Source organism: Sphaerospermopsis sp. LEGE 00249 (assembly GCF_014299995.1).
Taxonomy (GTDB): Bacteria; Cyanobacteriota; Cyanobacteriia; order Cyanobacteriales; family Nostocaceae; genus Sphaerospermopsis; species Sphaerospermopsis kisseleviana.
The window spans coordinates 1-22032 of the sequence record NZ_JACJUZ010000060.1 but is presented as its reverse complement, the minus strand read 5'-3'; the positions used below and the strand labels follow the sequence as shown (position 1 = coordinate 22032).

Genomic DNA, 22032 nt, shown 5'->3' with positions numbered 1-22032 from the left:
GATAATAGACATAGACATAGTTTGTTGAGTATGCTTAATAACTTTTCACGCATCCTCTCAATATAAATCACATTTTATTTATAAAAAAACCTTATATCTCTAATATATTTAAATTCTATGTATAAAACTGCAACTATAAATTTAGTGATAAAATATCATAAAAATGATCTAGCATTTACCAAGTTAGTGAGGTACAGAGTTTTTTATCTTAGGGAATTGGGAATTGGGAATTGGTAACAGTAAATAAATTATGGTGTACCTCATGAGACTGGGAAACGCTATATAGTCTTATCGCTTAATTTGCCTGGACTTATAAAAACAGGACTGGAATATTCAAGAATGTTAATCATAAGCTAAAATTTAACCAATAGTCATGAAAAAAGTCAAGTAGACAAAATAAATATCTTCCCAAAGACATAGGAAGTTAAAACTCATACAGTGCTTTTTATTCATCTTCAATTTCTAATATTCTCTTAGCTTCTAAAAGCATAAGCTTATGCTCTTCACTAACAGTAGGATATTGTAAATTTAATTCTTTTAATTTAGTGCAGATAATATCCGACACAACTAACCTGGTAAACCACTTGCGATCGGCAGGTATAATATACCAGGGTGCATATTCTGTACTGGTGTGGTTAAAAACGTCTTCATAAGCCATCATGTAATCATCCCAAAAACCACGTTCCCGCACATCACTAGGGGAAAATTTCCAATGCTTTTCTGGTGATTCAATTCTATCTAAAAAGCGTTTTTTCTGTTCTGCTTTTGAGACATTGAGAAAAAATTTCAGAACAACAATTCCATTATTCACCAAATATTTTTCAAAATTATTAATTTCCTGAAAACGCTGCTGCCAAATTTGATTACCATGCGGAATATAATGCAGTTGTTGTTTTTCTAAAAGTTCTGGATGGACGCGCACCACCAACAATTCTTCATAATAAGAACGGTTGAATATACCAATTCTTCCCCGTTCGGGTAAAGCTTTAATTGAACGCCACAAATAATCATGATCTAATTCTTCATCACTAGGTGCTTGAAAGCTAAAAACCTGACATCCTTGAGGATTCACCCCGGACATCACGTGTTTAATAGTGCTATCTTTACCAGCAGCATCCATCGCTTGCAAGATAATCAGCACAGCATAAGTATTTTGAGCATAGAGAATATTTTGATAATTCGCTAATTCTTTGATACCAGCTTTTAATTTTCTTTTCGCCTCAGCTTTTTCATGATATTCAGCTTTATAACTGGGGTCATAATCATCTTTTAAGGAAATTTTAGCCCCTGGAGAAACAATAAACGGATCATGATTCATCTGCAAAAAACACCTTAGTAGAAATGATTTAGAGATTTTTTTGGTAATAGGTGAGTGGTGACAGTGAAGAAAATTTTAGATTTTAGATTTTAGATTTTAGATTTTAGATTGGAGTTAACAAAATCCAAAATCCAAAATCCAAAATCCAAAATCCAAAATTGAATTACCCATTATCTGATTGTAACTTCTCCAGTCGTGCTAAAACTTCCTGACTGTGAATAGTGGGATTGACTTTGACAAAGGTTTCCCGCAAAATACCCTGGGGATCGATAATAAAACTATGACGCATGGATACATAGCCAATCCAAGAACCATAAGCTTTACTAACAGCGCCATCAGTATCCGCCAAAAGGGGGAATTTTAAACCCTCAGAATCACAAAATTCGGCGTGGGAATCAATATCATCCGCACTGACACCAATAATCTGGGTATTTTTTTCTAGATATTTGGGCAAGTCTTGTTGAAAACGCCGCGCTTCAATTGTACAGCCAGAGGTGAAATCTTTGGGATAAAAATATAAAACTACCCAATGACCACGTAAGTCAGAAAGGGAAATTTTACCATCTCCTGTGTTGGTGGGTAAGGTGAAATTAGGAGCAGGTTGGTTGATTGCAGGTAGTTTACCACCCAAAGCAGCAGCAGTGGGGGCAAAGTTCAGCCAACTGATGAGGGATAAACAACCCGCCAATAAAATGGTAATAAAATTACGTCGTGAAATCATTGTTGCAAACCGGAATCATAACTTAACATAAGTTAACATTCTTTTCGGTTGCTGTTTTCAATCTGCTTCAGATGCAGAAGGATTTTCTGTACTTTCAATATATTGACTATCCATGAGGAAAGTACCTCTAGCAAAACGTACACCCCAATATCCTCCAGGACGGCGGTCAATAACTATACCTTCTTCACCGACGCTAATCACATCAGGAGGACGTAACATGGGCATGGGGTCAGCAGTTTTAATGTATGGTGGTAATATCACCACACGGACTTTACTACCAATAGGAAATTCTTGAGACATGGGGAAATATTGAGAAGTAGCAATAATTCTTCACTTTTAACAGGAATTTGCTGTATTTTCCACATCTGTTTTTTGATTATGGGAATAAACTAAAGCAGTTCCCTTTGATATCAAAAATGCTATGCCTGATACAGTCTCAACTAAATACGATTTTTTACCCCGATTTTATCGGCTGTCAACCGTGAGCGTATTGTCTAATCTGATGGTTCCCCTTGCGGGGTTGGTGGATATTGCGTTTTTGGGACATTTGGCAGATATCCGCCACTTGGCTGGGGTAATTTTGGCAACTATTCTTTTTGACTATCTTTATCGAGTGTTAAAATTTATGCGCTCAAGTACCAATGCTTTGACTGCTCAAGCAGCAGGACTGGATGACCCAAAAGCCGTATTATTGGCTGGTTTACGCAGTGGTTTAATTGCTTTAACTGTGGGTTTAGTGATTCTACTGATGCAATATCCTATACATAAGTTTGGTTTTTTTATCTTAAGTGGTTCTCCTGAAATTGAAGCTTCTGGAGTTGATTATTTTTACGGAAGAATTTGGGGCGCACCTGCTGTTTTGCTCAATTTTGTCCTTTTTGGTTGGTTTTTAGGACGGGAAATGAATGGTTTGGTGTTGCTGATGTCTATCGTTGGTAATGGTTCTAATGTGTTGCTTGACTATGTAATGATTGTTAAATGGGGTTGGGAAAGTATGGGTGCGGGTTTAGCTACTGCTTTAAGTCAGTATTTGGCGCTGGGTGTTGGTTTGGTGGGAGTTGGCTTGAGTATTCAGTGGGAAGTGTTACCTAAAGCACTACAAGAAATTTTTGATTGGGTAGCACTAAAAGATACTTTTGCCCTGAAGAGTAATATTCTCATTCGCTATGTAGCGATGATTTCTGCTTATTCGATTTTTACTAATATTAGTGCAGTTATAGGAACAGATGTTTTAACAGAAAATGGTTTGCTGCTGCAAATTGCTTTTTTGAGTCAGTTTGCAGTTCAAGGTGTGGGGGTGACAACCCAAACCTTAACCGGCAATTTTAAAAGTAAGGGCAATACACAAAAGATGATACCATTGCTTATTGTGTCTATGATGGCAGGTTTGGCGATCGCTTTGTCCTTTGCTTTTATATCTATAATTTTTCCAGATCAGGTTTTTGGGTTGTTGACGAATCACCCAGAAGTTAATACTAACATTGCTCAATATACAATTTGGTTGTTGCCGGTTTTGGTAATTACAGCGATCGCCTTTATTCTCGAAGGTTACTTTATCGGTTTAAAAGCTGGTGCAAGTCTAAGAAATGCTGTATTACTGGCTTTTTTTGTGGGTTTTTCTCCTTTAGCGATCGCCGCCTGGTATTTCCAAAATAACCATCTACTTTGGGCAACTATTGTTTCTTACATGACAACTATTATGGTAGCATTAGCAATACAGATACCCCAAACTTTGAACGTCCAAGATTTAGAAAATCAAAAATCTCTCACTAATTCTTAAATAGGGTTTACTAAAAAAGTTTTTTTGTGGGGTTTTGCGTAGAGTGCGGTGTGCGGAGTGCAAAGAGACAAAACAACATGACTTTTATAATTCTAACTTTAGCCAGCATATTTGCTTGGTTTGTAAGTATGGTGGCTGGTGGCGGTAGTTCCTTAGTCTTAATACCTGTTGTCAGTTTATGTTTAGGAGCAACTGCCATACCACCAGTAATTACAATTGGTGGTATATTCGGCAATTCTGAGCGGATTTTTGCCTATCGAGAAAATATTAATTGGCAAGTAATTAAATGGGAATTACCAGGTGCAATTGTCGGTGGTTGTTTAGGCGCTTTCACCTTCACACAACTCAAATTAGAATGGGTGACAGTTATCGTCTCCTTCTTTTTAATTATCTCTGGTATTTCTTTCCTGATTAAAAAAGAGAAAAAATCTTTTACAGTTCGTGTTTGGTATTTCCTACCTGCTGGTTTCCTTTATGCTTTTTTATCAGGAATTATCGGTAGCATGGGTTCTGTACTTGCCCCACTTTATCTAAATTATGGTTTAAAAAAAGAAGAACTACTAGGTACTCAAGCACTAAATAGAGTTGTAGTTCATATCATCAAAATTATTGCTTATGGTATATTTGGAGTTTTGCACCCTGATGAGATAGGATATGGAATAATAATTGGTTTAGCTTCTATCCCTGGTAATTTTCTAGGTCATCTGGTCTTACAAAAAATGAGTGATCAATTATTCCGCAAATTAGTAATTAGTTTTATCTTGGTGAGTGGAATAATTATGTTATGGCAAGAACGTTATTTTTTTAGTTTTTGGTAATGGGTAATTGGGAAAAATATAATTAATTACCCAGTCACCAGTCACTAGTCACCAGTACCCTATCATCGTTGACGACGAGATTTCCAATTTTCCTGCATTTGTTTCAGTTGTTCTTGTTGTGCTGGAGTTAAAACAGCTTCCATTTGTTGTTGTGAAGACTCTTTAATTTCCCGCATTCTGGTTTTTTGTGCTTCCGTTAAATTCAAGGAAGCAAAAGGATTATTTTTCTTTCCTCTACCTTTACCTTCCATTCTACCTTCACCTTGTGAACGCTGATTTCTACGTTCTTGCATTGCAGCTTTTAATTGTTCTTTTTGTTCCGCTGTCAAAACTTTCTCCATTTCTGCACGAGCATTGCGGCGAATTTCCTGCATTTTGGCTTTTTGTTCATCTGTAAGTCCTAATTTTTGCCAAGGACTTTTTTGAGCAAATTCTTTACCTGGTTGACGCTTAGGAAAAGTTGGTTGTGCTTGTGCTACAAAGGGTGTTGTTGTTAAAGTAAGAGCAAAAGCAGCAGCTAAAAATGATAATGTCTTGCGATTCATAAATTACCTTGTATTTTTCTTGGTTGGATGTCACCATGATATGAAATCATCTCCAGTTACCAGATGAGTAAAAAGTCACGTCTATAGCCATGACTTTAGTCATGTTTCCAATCTCGGCAAGATATAGCACAATCAATTAGTCAGGAGTTCTTTATTCGGGTGATAAATTATCAATTTTTGTCCAAGGTTGTTTTCCTGTAAGGGCGAAGCATTCGGACGAACAATTATTAATTTTTATCACAGGTTATTTTCTGAATGCTTCGCCCCTACTGACTCCTGACTCCTAAATTCTTACCTTTTGACTGTTTATGTCTCGTTCTATCGAAATTAATAATCATCCTTTTCGGTTTCTACTATATTTAGAATGGGTATTACTAGGGCTATCTGTATTAGTAGTAATTATGCCCTCACCATCACCAAAATTTGCTGCACGTTTTCCAGAGTTAACTATTTGTAGTTTGGCGGTTTTTGGTTCGATGGGTTTAAGAATACCTACCAGTAATAATGTTATCAAAATTATCTATACGGCTATTGAAGTATTTTTAATTTTAATTACTGGTTTTTTGGGTGGGAGAACGGCTAGACTTTTTCCTTTTCTATATTTGATTTTAGTAACTCGCAGCTGCTTAATTTTTCAATTACCAGGGCGTTTAACCGTCACTTTTTTATCATTTATCTTGTTTTTGATGACAATGAAAAGTCGGTTGCCTCCTCATAGATTAACACCAATATTACAAGATAGATTCCGTTTCTTTAGTTTTAATTTAGCGGTGTTATTCGGGTTAACTTTGATATTTGTTTTACTGTTAATGAATGCAGTTTTATCTGAGCGTGAAAGTCGAGATAAACTAGCTCGTGCTAACGAAAAACTCCGTCAATATGCTTTGAAAATAGAAAATCAAGCTACCTTAGAAGAACGCAACCGTATTGCTAGAGAAATACATGATTCTTTGGGACATTCTCTCACTGCTTTAAACTTACAATTAGAAACCGCTTTAAAACTTTCTAAGTCTGATATTCCTAGAGCTATGACATTTTTAGCAACCGCTAAGGAGCTAGGAACAAAAGCGTTACAGGATGTACGTCAATCTGTTTCTACTATGCGATCACACCCTTTACAATCACAATCTTTAGAAGCAGCTATCACTATTTTAGTAGCAGATTTTCAACGTGCTAATGGCATTTTACCAACTTTTTTACTTTCTCTAGAATATCCACTTCCCCAAGAAATGAGTATTCCCATTTATCGCATTATTCAAGAATCATTAACAAATATTTCAAAATATGCACAAGCATCATCTATACAACTAGAATTAACTACAACCAGCAATACTATAAAATTAATAGTTCAAGATGATGGTAAAGGTTTTGATATTACCCAAAATACCACTGGTTTTGGTTTACAAAGTATGCGCGATCGCACTTTAGCTTTAGGTGGAGAATTGACAATTAATTCTGCTCACGATGCTGGTTGTCAAATTATAGTGACAATTCCTTTAACTACCTGAAAATATCAAGTGATAAGTGATAAGTGATAATTCATAACTATTGAAAAAAACTGATTAACTTCTCCTGACTCCTGACTCCTAACATAAAAATCATGATTACAGTTTTACTTGTAGATGACCAAGGTTTAATTCGTCAAGGTTTAAAAGCATTATTAGAATTAGAACCTGATTTAGAAATAGTTGGAGAAGCTGAAAACGGTGAAATTGCTATTAACTTAGTAGAAAAATTGCAACCCAATGTAGTTTTAATGGATATTAGAATGCCTATCATGGATGGAGTTGCAGCCACAAAAGAAATTCAAAAACAATTTCCCACTACCAAAGTTTTAGTATTAACAACTTTTGATGATGATCAATATGTCAAAGCTGCATTACAAAATGGTGCAATGGGTTATTTACTCAAAGATACACCCTCAGAAGAATTAGCTGTTGCTATTCGTGCAGTTGATAAAGGATATTCTCAACTAGGTCCTGGAATAGTCAAAAAACTTTTAACTCAGTTTCTATCTACAACACCCAACCCCATACCATCCATACCACCGAGTTTAACCGAATTAACACTTAGAGAAAAAGAGGTTTTACGATTAATTGCTACAGGTGCTAGTAACCGAGAAATTGCCCAGCAACTCTTCATTTCCGAAGGAACAGTCAAAAATCATGTCACTAACATTTTAAGCAGACTTAATTTGCGCGATCGCACTCAGGCAGCTATTCTTGCTAATACATTTTTAGCATTTCTGCAAGAATAAAACTCTGAGGATTTTGATGTCAAGATGTTTATTATTGTGCCTGCCTAACTAAGTATTATAAGAATTATTGCTAATCATCATTGTAATCATTATTGGAATTAAAATTATGATTAAGTGATTTTTTTTGAGAATTTCACAAACATTTAATACATATAAATGGGTATCTTCTGGGAAGATAATTCTTGTGACATCTATTTACATAGAGTCTTCCAGAGGATATTTCATAAATGAGTATTTATTCACATAGATTTAAAATATGTTAACAATAAATTAGAATAAATTCAGTATTTATACGGTGTGATATTAATATTGAATCCAACATAATTAACTAGGAAGACTTGAGGATCAACTAACAGGAAAAGCATAAATTTACACAAAATTTACACTTTTATAGTTTTCCAAACATCAAAGAAAATGGAGACATAACCACAGTCAAATCAATTGTTTATTATTTGTGTAAAAACTAACTATTTATTATCTCAATGGAAGTGAGGTAAATATATGCCAGATATGCCAGAATTACTAAGACCACAACTAGGAGATTTCAGCAGCATAGTTTGTTTCAAAGCAGTCATTACCGGCATGGAAGACGCTTTAGGAGACAAGGCCACAGCCATTGCCCTCATTACAGCAGGAAGAGCGCGAGGCAAACAACTAGCTGAAAGTTTAGGTCTCTCAGGATCAGTAGAATCCCTAGAACAAGCACAAGCAAAATTATCCCAAGCATTAGGTAAAGAAGGGACCAGACTGTGCATAATTGATAAAATTGTTACAGATGGTGATACCATTAAAGCGTACACATCTGAAACCGTTTGTTCAGCAGGGGAAGCACAGGGTTCAGATCGGAAATGTACCTTTACATTGGGCGCAGTTTGGGGAGCATTAGAACAAATACTTGGCAAACGTTTCCGGGGAGTACATACTGAATCTGTACTCAGAGGCGGCACTTATGATGTCTTTGAACTCACACCCCTAGAATAAAAAGTCTGTACTTGAAAATTACAGATCAAAAATTGATTTAATCAGGAATAAATTTCCTGCACACAACCAAATTTGAAGACCTGGAGAACAAATTATTATGGCAATTAACACAGAAAAATTAGGACTAATTTTGCAAAACTTTGTCGCTGCGACAACAGATGTTCAAGGAGCAGCACTTGTTACCCCAGATGGTCTACCTTTAGCCACAAGTTTACCGGGTGCGATGGACGAAGAACGGGTATCAGCAATGTCAGCATCCATGCTATCTTTAGGTGAAAGAATTGGTATTGAGTTAGCCAGAGGTTCAATTGATCGCATCTTTGTAGAAGGTAAAAAAGGCTTTGGTATTTTAACTGGTTGCGGCGAAGATGCAGTCTTCCTAGTTTTGGCCAGTGAAAGTGCTAAACAAGGTGTATTAATGCTAGAAATTAAACGAGTTCTGGCGGAGATTAAACTAGTTTTAATCTAAATGTTCCATATCACATATCAAAGGTAACTCAATTAAAGGTTCCCTTGCAGACAAAACCATGTCTGAATAGGGAACTTTCCACCACATACCGAAAAGGTATTACTAAAATTTAGGAGCTTAGTCAAACCGTTGAAAAATTATTCACTTATTGTTTATAGCCATTCCCAATAAGCGTGAAGTACAAAGTTTTTTCATTTTAGGTAACAGGCAACAGTGAATAAATTAGTGTGTACTTCATTAGACGGGAAACGCTATATTTATGGAGTAAATAAACATGGAAATTATGCGATTAATGGTCACGGGATCAGTAGGTGCAGGAAAGTCTACTTTTATCCGTTCAGTGAGTGAAATTGAAGTTGTTGATACTGATACTCGTGCCACAGATGAAACAGCATTACTAAAACAAAGAACAACAGTTGCCTTTGATTTTGGTCGCCTGCAATTTGGACCTGACATGGCTTTACACCTGTATGGTACACCTGGTCAGTCTCGCTTTGATTTCATGTGGGATATTTTGGTTCGCAAAGCTCATGCTTATATCGTACTCATAGCGGCACATAGAGCCAGAGAATTTCGTTATGCGCGGAAAATTCTCAACTTTATGCAAGAACGGGCAGAAATTCCTATGATTATCGGTTTAACACATACCGATTGTTCGGGAGCTTGGTCTCAAGAAGATGTCTATCTGGCTCTGGGATATGTGGGAGAAGACCAAAGACCACCTATGGTCATAGTCAACCCTAACGAAAGAGACTCTGTAGCTGAAGCAGTCATTGCCCTAGTGCAGCATTTGATGGAAAGTTGTCCAGTTTAATCTGTAGTTTAATATGTAGTTTAATATGTAGTTTAATCTTTTCAATCAATTCTGGTTTTCTAGAAATATAGTTTCCAAACAACCAAAAAAAAGGCTTTTGAAGTGATTTTTCGCCAAAAAAATTATCTTATTCTGATGATTTCAATCTTTTAATACCCCAAACGGGAGGTAAATTTATGACTATTACTGGTAACTTTGCTGACTTTTCCTTACCTGAACTGCTTCAGTTTTTAGATCAAGGTAAAAAAACCGGAATACTTTACATTGAATTTATAGCTGAAGACCATGATCATAAGAGAAAGCAAGTTTATTATATCTGGTTACACCAAGGTCGTATAGTCAGCGCATCTGATCGTTTAGATCAACAGGGCTTAACATTGATGATTGCTCAAAGAGGGTGGATCAGTGAAAGAGTAATATCTAGAGTCACTCAAATATCCTCTTCTTTTGCCAACTCACCACTAGGCTTGTGTCTTAAATCTCAAGGACTACTACAACCAGAACAACTTAAACTGCTATTTAATAGCCAAGTTTTGCGTCCAGTATGTGCCTTATTTCAAGTCAAGGATGCTATCTTTAGATTTGAGCCAACACCAACATTACCTTTAGGGGAAATGACTGGTTTGAGTATGTCAGCAACCGAAGTAATATTGGTTGGACTCAGAGCATTGCGAGATTGGAGTGCTTTAGAAGAAAAACTTCCAGATCCAACTTCAGGTTTGTCTGGTTTGATGGTCAAACAACCCAAACTACAGCTAAATGCTCAAGAATGGCAAGTCTGGGAATTTGTTAATGGACAAGTTTCTTTACAGCATATTGCTAATCAACTCAATCTACCCATAGCAACCGTACAACAAATTGCTTTTCGACTGATTGTAGTTGGTTTAGCAGAAGAGTATTTTATGGTAGCTGCTACACCCACATTCACTATAGAAGAACCTCTTTCTGCTTCCGCGCCCACAATCACTTTTCCAGAACCAGTGCAGGAAACTGTATCTGCAAGTAAAACCACAGAAAAGTCCACAGAAAAGTCAGAAAAATCAACTGTTAGCCAATCATTCCTGAAAAATCTAGTTAGTTTTCTCCGCAGTAAAACAACATAATTTAAAAGGAAATTTCGGTGTTAATCATTCAGGGTAAAGATTTAGAAAAGGAGCTACCAAATGCTCCGTATCATTTCAAAATGTTTGATAAATCATTAGATTATCAAATAGTGGTGCCAATTCTATATGACGTTGTGCCAATTGATAACTGATAACTGATAAATACTAACTAATTTACTCACATCTATCTTTTTTAAGGAATGAGAATTATGACTATTGAACCCGCATCTTTTTTGGCTAAGATGGAAAAAAGAATTGGTTTCACTGCTGAAGATAAATCAATTCTGACATCCAACGCCGATTGGGGTAAAAGAATTGCTTCAACAATGGCTGATCACTTCTATGCTTATTTAGGACGTGATGAAGAAATGGATGCCATTTTAAAAGCAAAAGAAGGCAGAATGCACCGCCTCCATGAAACATTTATTCAATGGTTTTCTGAAATGTTTACAGGTGTGGATAATTGGGGGGAAAAATATGCTAATATTCGTTGGCATATTGGACTTGTTCATGTCAAAATTGGTATCGGACCTCAACACGTAGTTCCGGCTATGGCAGTGGTTGTTCATGAAGTTGGTAAACAATTAAAATCTGATAGCAAATCAGAAGAATTAAAAGACGCATTGGGTCGAATTTGTATGATTGATTTAGCCTTTATTGAGCAAGCTTATGTAGAAGTTTCTTCTTCTGCGGTACTTAGAGAAACTGGTTGGTCAGAAGCATTATTCAAACGCCTCATTGCTACTGGTGCTTCCTCTATGTAGGGTTTGCTGATAGCGTAGCGTGGCGTTAGCCATATAAATCTGAAAACTTTACAGGTAAAGGGTTTTAGCTATTTTGACTTGTACTGAGCGACTTGTACTGAGCGCAGTCGAAGTAAGCCGAAGTGCTTTCAAAAAGTGCAAGCTTTTATGAGGTGGCAAGTGAAAAACCCTGCACTTAATTCCTAGTTAAAGAAAAAATCGTTTCTATCCAACTCTTGAAACTGTCACCTGTCACCTAGAACACCGATTCATTAATCGTAAGGGCGTATAGCATTCGGACAGAATATGAACTGGTTTCAGCAATAGGTTATCACCCGAATGCTTCGCCCCTACAAGGTAAAATCAAATTACCTAGGGTTTGCTGAAAAAGTCTCTTCGTTAAGGCAGGGAATAGGGAATAGGGAATAGGCAAGAGTTTGGGTGATCTGTTAGTAACCAATTCTTTGAAATTTCACCCGGAAAATGCACGCTTTTAGGAGTATACCCCTGAAAAATCCTGCACTGATTTCCTGATTTTTCACCTGAAACCCTTGATTTATCAAGGTTTTGAGTTTATTCAGCAAGCCCTACCTAGTACAGCATGGCATAAATAAACCAACCATTCTCAATCGCTAAAAAGCTTACGACCTATTATTTTTGACTTTTGACTTCCGCGAAGCGGTACTAGGGCTTTTTTTATGCAAATAATTCTAGACATTCCTGCCTTAAAATTCCTTTTGTTACCTTGATATTTCTAAAAGATTTAGTGATAACTTCTTCACAAGATATATTAATTTGTCCTTGATTTATAGCAATTAAATCTGCAATTGAAGCACCATAAATAATTTCTGATATCCCCGTCCATACACAAGCACTAGCACACATGGGACAAGGTTCACCTGTGGTATATATAGAATAACCATCTAAAGCTGGATTTTTCAGTTTAGTGGTTAAATTACGAATAACATTAATTTCTGCATGGGCTGATGGATCACTGTCTCTACTGACAGTATTATAAGCTACTGCAACTACTTGATTATCTTTAACTATCACCGCACCATAGGGCGCATCTCCTTTTTTTGCTTCTTCTATGGCCAAACTCATAAAATATTCTTGAGATTCTTGGTTCATCTTTACAGGAAATTTAAATAGGATTATTCTTTATAATAGCGCATTTTTGGCGTTTTTCTTATAAATTAGTTATTTTTTTTGATGATATTATGATAATAAATCGAGCTAAAATAGAATTTTACTTAACAGACTTAGAAACACCAATTGGGAAAGCAATTAATTTAACAATTGCGTCTTTAGTTTTATTATCATCGGGAATTTTCGTAGCGGAAACTTATAATATTTCTCGTGATGCTCGTTTAGAAATAAGAGCATTAGATACTTGCATATTAATAATCTTTACCATAGAGTATGCACTACGTTTATGGAGTTCAGAAAATAAACTTAAATATATTTTTAGTTTTTATTCAATTATTGATTTAATGGCTATTTTACCATCTTTACTGGGATTTGTAGATATTAGATTTATCCGCTTATGGCGATGGTTCCGCATTTTGCGCTTACTGAGGTTTATAGATAGTAAATTCTTATTTGGTACTATTAGCAGCGAAGATGGTGTAATTTTTACACGAATATTATTTACTTTATTTGCTATCATCTTTGTATATTCAGGCTTAATTTATCAAGTTGAGCATCCAGTTAACCCGCAAAACTTTGGCACTTTTTTAGATGCCTTTTATTTTTCAGTGGTGACAATGACAACGGTAGGATTTGGCGATTTAACACCCATTTCTGAATTAGGACGTTTGCTCACAGTATTGATGATTTTAACAGGAGTTGCTTTGATTCCCTGGCAGGTAGGTGATTTAATTAAAGGGTTGGTGAAAACCGCCAATCAGGTAGAAAATGTTTGTTCTAGTTGCGGTTTAGGTTTTCATGATGCAGATGCAGAATATTGTAAAAGATGCGGTACTAAGTTGCCTGTAAAATCACTCCAGCCCTAAAAGGATGTTTGTAAAGTCATGAAAGATACCCGCAAAAACCATAATAATCTAGATAGGGTATGAATATATTTGTAATAATTCAAAGATTTTATATCTACTTGGAGAAGTAAAACTACCAAATCTGATTTCTATCCCTGGATTTATGAATTACCGAGCAAGAATGCTTATAGTTGGGTTGTTAGGTGATGATTCATCTAATTTCGTAAGTGAGGCTAACAATCATGTCAAATCAAATAAATGCTCCCAATTTATTTGTTGTTTTATCTGATGAAGCACAAGAATTTATCACTGGAGGGGCTGACTTTGAATTAGCTGGCAGTAACTTCGCTAATAGATTAGCAAACCTGCAAGGTACTACAGCTTCTGGTCCTAATGGTAGCACAGGTGACTCCATCGGTACAAGTTCTGCTGTGAACACCGCAGCCCAAGACTTTTTAGGATTAGGTGCGCCCATAGTTCCTCAAGTTGCAGCGTTGGGTGCAGCACCCGTTATCAATGGACAAGCCGCACCTACACCCGGTATTGGCGGTACTGGTGGCGGTCCTTTTGGCTAAATCTCCCCACCCTTTTAACCACTTACTCCCATAGATGGTCAAAAAAATCAGCTTTCACAACACTATATCGCTTCGCCTATTTTACCTTGTAGGGGCGAAGCATTCGGACAGGTCTAATGGTTTTAGCGATAGGTTATTACCCGAATGCTTCGCCCTGACGATTAATGAATCGGTGTTCTAGCAGCGATTATGTTTGCTTTCTTTTTGCCCAAAAGTAAACAGTAAGAAATTAGTTTATGCTCTGGAATCCTTTGTTGAAAAATTACGTAAGTCAGGCTAAAAATCATGTCCCATCAAATTATCTCGTCTGAATTGTTTGTTGTTTTATCTGATGAAGTACAAGAGTTAGTTACTGGTGGGGCTGACTTTGAGTTAGCTGGCAGTAACTTCGCTAATAGATTAGCAAACTTGCAAGGTATTACAGCTTCGGGTCCTAATGGTAGCACTGGTAGCTCCATTGGTACAAGTTCTGCTGTCAACACCGCAGCCCAAGACTTCTTGGGATTGGGTGCGCCCATAGTTCCTCAAGTTGCAGCGTTGGGCGCAGCACCCATTCTCAACGGACAAGGGGCGACTATTCCCGGTTTTGGTGGTCCTGAAGGTCTTGGTGGTTTTGGTGGCTAAGGCGGTTTCTGTGATCTGCTGAACAGCTGTCAATACTCTTCGGTTAAGAGTTTTTGTAGGTTGGTGTAGGCAGTCGCAATCCAACAACAGCCTGTAAATGTTGGGTTTCCTAAGGTCAAACGCCATTCGCCACAAGCCGGGAAACCCGTCCAAGGCGATGGCTCCCCAACCTACATAATTCTATTTTTTGGGCTTAACCGAAAAGTATTGGCTTGGGGGTGATCAAAGAACCAAATTCTTGATTATTTTTAATCCCCCTACTCAAAAATCTGCATAGGAATTTGAATTGTTTTATTTTGGATTTGGATATTTATTTACGTAACTTAGGCTAACAATCATGTCATATTTTACCATCAGATCCAATTTGTTGGCAGAGTTATCTGAGTGGCAACAGGAGATGATCTCTGGTGGTGCAGACTTTGAGTTATCTGGTAGTAATTTTGCTAACAGACTGGTAGTGTTACAAGGGTATGTATCTTCTGGTCCAAACGGGAGTTTTGCAAATTCATCAGGTCGAAGCTCAGAAGTCAACACCGTAGCACAAGATTTATTGGGATTGGGTGCGCCATCTATACCTGATGTTCCAGCCTTGGGTTCTGCACCTGTTCTCACTGGTTTGCCTGCACTACCGAGAACCAGTTTCGGAGATTTGAGAAGATTAGGTGGTTTGGGTGACTTGAGAATTTGAGTTAAGCGAGGCTAACAATCATGTCATGTCCAATAGACATCTCCAAAATAGAATGTATTAATTTGTCATAAGTTGTAGGGGCTAAGCTTATGGGCGATAATTTAACGGAAAAATCAGACATCTAGATATCATAAATGCTTCGACCTGCCCCCATAAATAGGTTCCATAATTTCTTTTCTGGAGAGGTCTAATGATGACATTCAAATGGTTTATTGAGTTATCTTATCTGATCAGGAACAAGAATTTTTAACTGGTGGTAGTCAACCTCAGATTAGCAATAACAATTTTTCTCAGGGCAAAGCTACACAATAAAATTCTCTATAAAATTCATTTTTATTGGCTAAATCAGTAATTTAAAGCAATTTAAAGCGCAATTTACAATCATGTTTTGGGAATTTTGTGTTTTTCAGTAGGAAGGGGGGAGAGGAGATTCTTACTACTCGCTCAACGTAAGTGAGGTCTTTGAGGGAGTTTGAGCGTTCTCCTCGGTTGTTTTCTCAGCGTTGCCCACGTCAGAGATGTCAAGAAAAGTTTTTGCTATGGTCAGCTTTTTCTTTTCTTATCCCCCACTAATGATTATAGAGGATTCTTCACCATGATGTTTACTATTGTGAGCGACATATTTGATTATTTTCATTCTGGTTCTGTTGAGTTGAGTCAACCTTTATGATGAGCCAGTATTTGGCAGTGTTGATACTTTGGGTATAACTTATATTCACCAAATATTCACCAAAAGATAGAGGTAAAGATACATTTTTTGATCACAATTCAGGAGTCAGGAATCCGAATGTCAGGACTTACGCAAAAGGGAACGAAAGTAGGGGTAATTCATGAATTACCCCTACGCAAGAATAAGGCTTTCAGTCACATCTTGCGTAAGTCCTAAATGTTTGAGAAATTGGTTAATTATCAAATAAGTATTTCTGGCATAAGTCTAAAAAAGCTGATTAATGATAGCTGATAGTTGAATGTTTACACGGGTTTTCCAATCAAGTTATGTGGAGTTATCTGAGCGGCTGAGATATCAAATGTAATATGAGATAACCCTGATTTTTGTTGATGTTTCAATCAAAAAGGTGCAACGTTGTGGATTCTTTACACCGCCATGAAAACTATGTTTGGAATGGGTCTGGTAATCCAGGTTCTGAACATCTGCAACCAGTTGAAATTAATGAGTTTCTGCCCCAAATTCACAAATGGACTAGCATTGGTGTGGGGGTAATGTTGACTATCTTTGTGGTAGGTGTAGGTTTAACTACTGTACTTGCTTATAAAGTGACGGTGAAAGTTCCAGGAACTATTAGACCTGTGGGGGAACTCAGGTTAGTTGAATCGGCTATTTCTGGACAGGTGCAGAAGATTTTAGTCAAAGATAATCAGGTAGTTAATCAGGGAGATGCGATCGCCTATGTTGATGATTCCAGTTTACAAACCCAAAAAAAACAACTAGAAAGTAGTCTGCAACAAGGTCAATTACAACTTGTACAAATTGATGCTCAAATAGGTGAAATCAATAATCAAATTTTGGCACAGACAAATTTAATCAATCGTACAATTATCGCATCAGAAGCTGAATTAGATGGTACTCAACGTAACTTTGAAGACCAACAAATTAAAGCTAATGCAGAAATGGCACAAGCAGAATTGGCAGTGAGATTTGCCAAATCACAGCTGGAACGCTTACAACAAGAAGGAGTTTTAAAAACCACAATCGAAGAAGCACAAACAGCTTTCCATCTTGCCAAGTTGCAGAGAGATAGATTGCAAGCGATCGCTGATTCTGGTGCAATTTCTCGCAATATTTTGGAAGAAAAACAACAAGCTGTTAAATCTGCCAGAGCTAAATTAGAACAAGCTAAAAACGACGCTAAAACTCTTTTGGAGGAAAAAGTACAGGCATTTAAAGTTGCTCAAACAAATCTATATAAAGCAAGAACAGCTATCAATCCTAGTAATTCTGCTGTCATTATCGCCGCAGAAAGAATTAAACAAGAACAAGCTAGGGGAGAAGCAAATTTAGCAGCTTTGAAAAAAGAACTTCAGACTCTATTACAACAACGCTTGGAAATTCAAAAACAACTTATTCGCTCTCGTCAAGACTTGCTACAAACAGAAATTGATTTGAAAAAAAGTGTAATTCGCGCACCTATTACTGGCACATTATTACAATTAAAAATTCGTAACCCTGGACAGGTAGTACAACCCAGTGAAGCTGTTGCTCAAATTGCCCCTCTCAATGCTCCTTTACAAATCAAAACCTATGTACCGGCTCAAGAAATTAGCAAAGTAGAACCAGGTCAAAAAATCCAAATGCAAGTTTCTGCTTGTCCTTATCCAGATTATGGTACTCTCAAAGGCATTGTCAAAAACGTTGCTCCAGATATTTTACCAGTTTCACCAACAAACCAACCTCAAAATTATACATCTACAAATTCCCTAGTTAATGGTTATGAAGTCACTATTGAACCAGAAACATTATATGTAGGTAGAGGTGAACATAAATGTTATTTACAACCGGGGATGCAAGGTCGCACTGATATTATTACCCGTGAGGAAAGTGTAATGCAATTTATTCTCAGAAAAGCCAGATTAATTACTGATTTGTAATAGGTAATAGGTAATGGGTAATTGGTAATTTGTGATTGGGAAAATACAAATAATTTCCCACTACCTCCCCATACTCCTGAACTACTAAACTCCTGAACTACTGAACTACTCTATTATGTTTAATTTATTTCAACCTCAAAGAAAATACCAATGTATTTTACAAGCAAGCGAAGAAGATTGTGGAGCAGCTTGTCTAGCTTCCATTTGCAAATATTACGGACGTTTCTTAACCTTAAATAAAAGTCGAGAAGCCGTAGGAACAGGACAACTAGGAACTACTTTATTAGGTTTAAAACGTGGATCTGATCATCTAGGATTTAATGCTAGAGCCGTTAAAGCCTCACCAGAAATTGTAGATAGAATCAACGAAATCCAACTACCAGCAATTATTCATTGGCGTGGTTATCACTGGGTTATTTTATATGGCAAAAAGGGTAAAAAATATGTAATTGCTGATCCGTCTGTAGGTATTCGCTATATTAAACGCGAAGAATTATTAGCAGCTTGGAATGGAGTCATGCTCTTATTAGAGCCAGATCCAGAGCGTTTTTCTCAACAACCCCAAGAAAAACCCCACGGTGGTTTTTTACGCTTTTTTATGCGAATTATCCCCTATCGGGGATTGCTGACACAAGTTTTAATTATTAATATTATCCTGGGTATATTAGCCCTGGGAACTCCTATTTTAATTCAATTACTCACTGATGATGTTTTAGTCAGGGGAGATATCCAGTTACTCACAGTAGTAGTATCTGCTGTTGTTGTCATGACCGTATTTAGTAGTAGTTTGCAAGTCATACAATCTACTATGATTGCCCATTTTGGTCAACGATTACAATTAGGATTAGTCTTGGATTTTGGCAGGAGAATACTGCAATTACCTTTGAGTTATTACGAATCTCGTCGTAGTGGTGAAATTACTAGCCGTTTGAGCGACATTAATGAAATCAATCAGTTAATTTCTCAAGTAGTAGTGCTGTTACCTAGTCAGCTTTTCATAGCCATTATTTCCTTTTGTGTAATGCTATTTTATAGCTGGCAATTAACAATAGCAGTGATTATTTTTGGAGCTTTAATGACTCTAGCAACTCTGCCATTCTTACCCATATTGCAACAAAAAACCCGCAGTTTATTAGTTTTAGGTGCAGAAAATCAAGGGGTATTAGTAGAGACTTTTAAAGGCGCACAAGTCATCAAAACAACTAATGCTGCTCCTCAATTTTGGGAGGAATTTCAAAGCCGTTTTGGTCGTCTAGCTAATCTTACTTTCAGCACAATTCAAATCGGAATTATTAACGGTACTGTGGCTAGACTACTTTCTACTCTTGGTGGTGTGATTTTACTGGGTATAGGTAGTATGTTAGTAATTAACAACCAATTAACTATTGGTCAAATGCTGGCTTTTAATGCCTTACAAGTGAATGTTTTAGCTTTAATTGGTTCTTTTGTGGGATTAGTAGATGAATATTTCCGTTCTCAAACTGCAATTTCTCGTTTATTAGAAGTTATTGATGCCACACCAGAAGTTGTTGGCGGTAGTCAAAAACCAATTGTCCAAATCTCTGGTGATGCAGATATTCATTTTTCCCATCTGACATTTCACCATGCAGGAAGAGTTGATTTATTAGAGAATTTTTCTCTAAAACTTCCCGGTGGAAAGGTGATTGCTTTAATTGGTCAATCAGGTTGTGGTAAAAGTACCTTAGCAAAACTAATTGCAGGTTTATATGAGCCAACTTCAGGTAATATCCGCATCGGTGTTTTTAATATTCATGATCTTTCCCTTGATTGTTTGCGACAGCAAGTAGTTTATGTACCCCAAGAACCTCATTTTTGGAGTCGTTCAATTTTAGAAAACTTTCGTTTAGGAACACCTGCTATTCCTTTTGATCAAATTGTTCAAGCTTGTGAAATTGCTGATGCAGATGGTTTTATTAGTCAATTACCTAATAAATATCAAACTGTGTTAGGAGAATTTGGTGCAAATCTTTCTGGTGGACAAAGACAACGATTAGCGATCGCACGGGGAATACTCACAAACCCACCGATTTTAATTTTAGATGAAGCTACCGCAGGATTAGATCCAGTTAGTGAAAGTCATGTCCTAGATCGATTGTTGGAATCTCGCAAAGGAAAAACTACAATTTTGATTACCCATCGTCCTAGTGTGGTAAATCGAGCAGATTGGATCGTGTTAATGGATAAAGGTCAAGTGCAAATCCAAGGTAGTCTTGAAAATTTTATTTCTCAGCCAGGAGAACATTTACAATTTCTCAAAATCTAAAAATCTTCTTCATCCGCTCATTATAAGATTATGATGGAAAATTTTAAACCAGATTATCATGATTTACTCGTTGATTTATCTGAGACAGAACAAGAGAGTTTAATTTCTGGTAAAAATTTTGATGTGATCGGTAAAACTGATTTTTTCTTACAAACTACTAACATTGACAGTAGCGCCGATAATGAGTTAAATCTAGGAGAAAATGAATCTAGTTCACAAAACAGTAAATATAGGTTGTCACAAATTACCATAGGTGTATCTTTTAACTTTGGACTAACAAACATTCGCTCTGTTGGTAATAGATGGAGTAGTTTACTACCTGATATTCTCAAGAATTTTTTTCCTAAATTATAAGAAATGAATTTTCACCTTTCTCATGGAGACTAATTTATTTTATTCATTTGTTTGTTTAAATTTCAATCAACCCTAAAAAAGCATGATGATTATTTACTTCACCGTGAAAAACATGAGCTAAAAGAAATAAATATTTATTCTGAAATTATAACCAAAGAATAATTTAAAACTGGAAAAAATTATTAATAATAAAAAGATAGGTTGTTACATACCTATACAAGTAAGTGAGGTAAATAATTATGTCTGCTCAAACCAAGAAATCAAATTTGCTCGTTGAATTAAACATAGAAGAACAAGAACTGCTTTCTGGAGGACAGCAACAACAATACCGTCAATACGGTCGTGGAATGGATGATGATCGCTATGGTCGTGGTGACGACTATGGTCGCAACTATTACCCACAGCGTTACCCCACCTACATCTGTCGTCCTTATTACGGCCAAGGGTACGGTTCATAAATTAGTACCTTCTACAGACGGATAGTTTTGTAACTGAGACTTTTTCTGTATTCCAGGGAGGAGAAACATCATATCTTAATTGAGAAAGTTTCAACAATCTCTTTTTCTTCTCCCTTACTTAATATGCAAATCTTAGCTACAAAATTAAACTCCTGAGTTTTGTAATTCCACAAATATCAAATTTTTTAAATGCAGGGTGTTACCTAAAACTGACAACCCGAAAAATGTAAGTAATGTAAGTGAGGCAATTAATCATGTCAAATCAAATCAATAAATTGGAATTAGTGGAATTATCCGCAGAACAACAGCAGTTTCTTTCTGGGGGAAGATGCCACTATTCTCCTTGTTATAAACCCAAAAACTGTTGCGGGGAATACAAAGATTACAAACGATATACACCCTCTCCTTGCCCTGATAACTACCCTAGTTTCAATTATTCTGATGGCTATCAGAACTGGGATTAATCAGGTTAATTCCAGATAGAAATTTTCAATCAATAGCAATCAACAAAATTCCCAACTTTGTCGAGAAGTTGGGAGTATGATAATGTGCAATCATTCTTAAACATGATGTATGCATCCTGTCAAGAATATATAAATCAAATTTGACCGCTATCGGAGTCCTATATGAATTTAGGATAAGTCAAAAGACAGAAATAATAACTATTAACTTATAACCACAGAATAATTACATTTATGAATACTAATTTTATAAAAAAACTAGGTTCATCAAATTTATAAACCAATTGAGTCAATTAATTGAGGCTAACAATCATGTCAAATCAAAACATCAAATCCGATTTAGTTCAGGATATATCCAGCAATGAGCAGGAACTTCTATCTGGTGGTCACTGGGGTGGCTGGGGAGGTGGACCCGGTTGGGGTAGAGCCTGTCTTGTA

22 protein-coding genes are annotated in these 22032 nt (G+C 36.5%); 17 read left to right on the top strand and 5 right to left on the bottom strand.

What is annotated here, in order from left to right:
- Window positions 1-445 precede the first annotated feature (445 nt).
- From H5968_RS18485 to sipA, 3 genes are all read right to left on the bottom strand, one after another.
- Window positions 446-1318, bottom strand: a complete 873-nt coding sequence (locus H5968_RS18485; RefSeq protein WP_187041135.1) for a polyphosphate kinase 2 family protein — start codon at window positions 1316-1318, stop codon at window positions 446-448.
- A 163-nt stretch (window positions 1319-1481) separates the two neighbouring features.
- A complete protein-coding gene (locus tag H5968_RS18480; RefSeq protein ID WP_187041134.1) occupies window positions 1482-2039 on the bottom strand; it encodes a peroxiredoxin in 558 nt (185 codons plus the stop codon).
- A gap of 57 nt (window positions 2040-2096) precedes the next feature.
- Window positions 2097-2339: a regulatory protein SipA gene (gene sipA / locus H5968_RS18475; protein WP_187041133.1), complete on the bottom strand. Its 243-nt coding sequence runs from the start codon at window positions 2337-2339 to the stop codon at window positions 2097-2099.
- A 121-nt stretch (window positions 2340-2460) separates the two neighbouring features.
- Here sipA and gntT point away from each other — a divergent pair, with 121 nt between their 5' ends.
- Both gntT and H5968_RS18465 read left to right on the top strand, forming a co-directional pair.
- Complete coding sequence (gene gntT / locus H5968_RS18470) at window positions 2461-3819, top strand: guanitoxin biosynthesis MATE family efflux transporter GntT (RefSeq protein ID WP_187041132.1); 1359 nt, start codon at window positions 2461-2463, stop codon at window positions 3817-3819.
- Window positions 3820-3896: 77 nt separating this feature from the next.
- Complete coding sequence (locus tag H5968_RS18465; protein WP_187041131.1) at window positions 3897-4637, top strand: sulfite exporter TauE/SafE family protein; 741 nt, start codon at window positions 3897-3899, stop codon at window positions 4635-4637.
- A 62-nt stretch (window positions 4638-4699) separates the two neighbouring features.
- On the opposite strand, the gene H5968_RS18460 is transcribed toward H5968_RS18465, so the two are convergent.
- On the bottom strand, window positions 4700-5182 hold the full coding sequence (locus H5968_RS18460) for a Spy/CpxP family protein refolding chaperone (RefSeq protein WP_187041130.1): 483 nt from the start codon (window positions 5180-5182) through the stop codon (window positions 4700-4702).
- Window positions 5183-5490: 308 nt separating this feature from the next.
- Between H5968_RS18460 and H5968_RS18455 the strand changes: the two genes are divergently transcribed.
- From H5968_RS18455 to H5968_RS18425, 7 genes are all read left to right on the top strand, one after another.
- Window positions 5491-6690 carry a sensor histidine kinase gene (locus tag H5968_RS18455; RefSeq protein WP_187041129.1) on the top strand — a complete coding sequence of 400 codons (1200 nt, stop codon included), beginning with the start codon at window positions 5491-5493 and terminating at the stop codon, window positions 6688-6690.
- Window positions 6691-6782: 92 nt separating this feature from the next.
- The gene (locus H5968_RS18450; protein WP_187041128.1) at window positions 6783-7439 is read left to right on the top strand and encodes a response regulator transcription factor; all 657 of its coding nucleotides are present in this window, start codon (window positions 6783-6785) and stop codon (window positions 7437-7439) included.
- A 510-nt stretch (window positions 7440-7949) separates the two neighbouring features.
- On the top strand, window positions 7950-8420 hold the full coding sequence (locus H5968_RS18445) for a hydrocarbon-binding protein (protein WP_187041140.1): 471 nt from the start codon (window positions 7950-7952) through the stop codon (window positions 8418-8420).
- 97 nt (window positions 8421-8517) lie between these two features.
- Entirely contained in the window at window positions 8518-8889 is a 372-nt protein-coding gene (locus H5968_RS18440) for a roadblock/LC7 domain-containing protein (RefSeq protein ID WP_187041127.1), read from the top strand.
- A gap of 274 nt (window positions 8890-9163) precedes the next feature.
- A complete protein-coding gene (locus tag H5968_RS18435) occupies window positions 9164-9703 on the top strand; it encodes an ATP/GTP-binding protein (protein WP_187041126.1) in 540 nt (179 codons plus the stop codon).
- Window positions 9704-9879: 176 nt separating this feature from the next.
- The gene (locus H5968_RS18430) at window positions 9880-10806 is read left to right on the top strand and encodes a DUF4388 domain-containing protein (RefSeq protein WP_187041125.1); all 927 of its coding nucleotides are present in this window, start codon (window positions 9880-9882) and stop codon (window positions 10804-10806) included.
- A 209-nt stretch (window positions 10807-11015) separates the two neighbouring features.
- A complete protein-coding gene (locus tag H5968_RS18425) occupies window positions 11016-11570 on the top strand; it encodes a protoglobin domain-containing protein (RefSeq protein WP_187041124.1) in 555 nt (184 codons plus the stop codon).
- A 675-nt stretch (window positions 11571-12245) separates the two neighbouring features.
- On the opposite strand, the gene H5968_RS18420 is transcribed toward H5968_RS18425, so the two are convergent.
- Entirely contained in the window at window positions 12246-12680 is a 435-nt protein-coding gene (locus H5968_RS18420; protein ID WP_187041123.1) for a nucleoside deaminase, read from the bottom strand.
- 89 nt (window positions 12681-12769) lie between these two features.
- On the opposite strand from H5968_RS18420, the gene H5968_RS18415 reads away from it, so the two are divergent.
- The 8 genes from H5968_RS18415 (at window position 12770) to H5968_RS18380 (ending at window position 21133) form a co-directional block, all read left to right on the top strand.
- Entirely contained in the window at window positions 12770-13564 is a 795-nt protein-coding gene (locus H5968_RS18415) for an ion transporter (protein ID WP_187041122.1), read from the top strand.
- A 221-nt stretch (window positions 13565-13785) separates the two neighbouring features.
- On the top strand, window positions 13786-14118 hold the full coding sequence (locus H5968_RS18410) for a CTB family bacteriocin (protein WP_187041121.1): 333 nt from the start codon (window positions 13786-13788) through the stop codon (window positions 14116-14118).
- A gap of 285 nt (window positions 14119-14403) precedes the next feature.
- Window positions 14404-14742: a CTB family bacteriocin gene (locus H5968_RS18405; protein ID WP_187041120.1), complete on the top strand. Its 339-nt coding sequence runs from the start codon at window positions 14404-14406 to the stop codon at window positions 14740-14742.
- A 337-nt stretch (window positions 14743-15079) separates the two neighbouring features.
- Complete coding sequence (locus H5968_RS18400; protein WP_187041119.1) at window positions 15080-15430, top strand: CTB family bacteriocin; 351 nt, start codon at window positions 15080-15082, stop codon at window positions 15428-15430.
- A gap of 1086 nt (window positions 15431-16516) precedes the next feature.
- Complete coding sequence (locus tag H5968_RS18395) at window positions 16517-18037, top strand: HlyD family efflux transporter periplasmic adaptor subunit (protein WP_370569788.1); 1521 nt, start codon at window positions 16517-16519, stop codon at window positions 18035-18037.
- 115 nt (window positions 18038-18152) lie between these two features.
- Complete coding sequence (locus H5968_RS18390; RefSeq protein ID WP_187041117.1) at window positions 18153-20321, top strand: peptidase domain-containing ABC transporter; 2169 nt, start codon at window positions 18153-18155, stop codon at window positions 20319-20321.
- A 30-nt stretch (window positions 20322-20351) separates the two neighbouring features.
- Window positions 20352-20675, top strand: coding sequence for a hypothetical protein (locus H5968_RS18385; protein ID WP_187041116.1), 324 nt, complete (start codon window positions 20352-20354; stop codon window positions 20673-20675).
- Between the two features lie 239 nt (window positions 20676-20914).
- Window positions 20915-21133 (top strand): hypothetical protein, encoded by a 219-nt coding sequence (locus tag H5968_RS18380; RefSeq protein ID WP_187041115.1) that lies wholly within the window; start codon window positions 20915-20917, stop codon window positions 21131-21133.
- The last annotated feature ends 899 nt before the right edge of the window (window positions 21134-22032 follow it).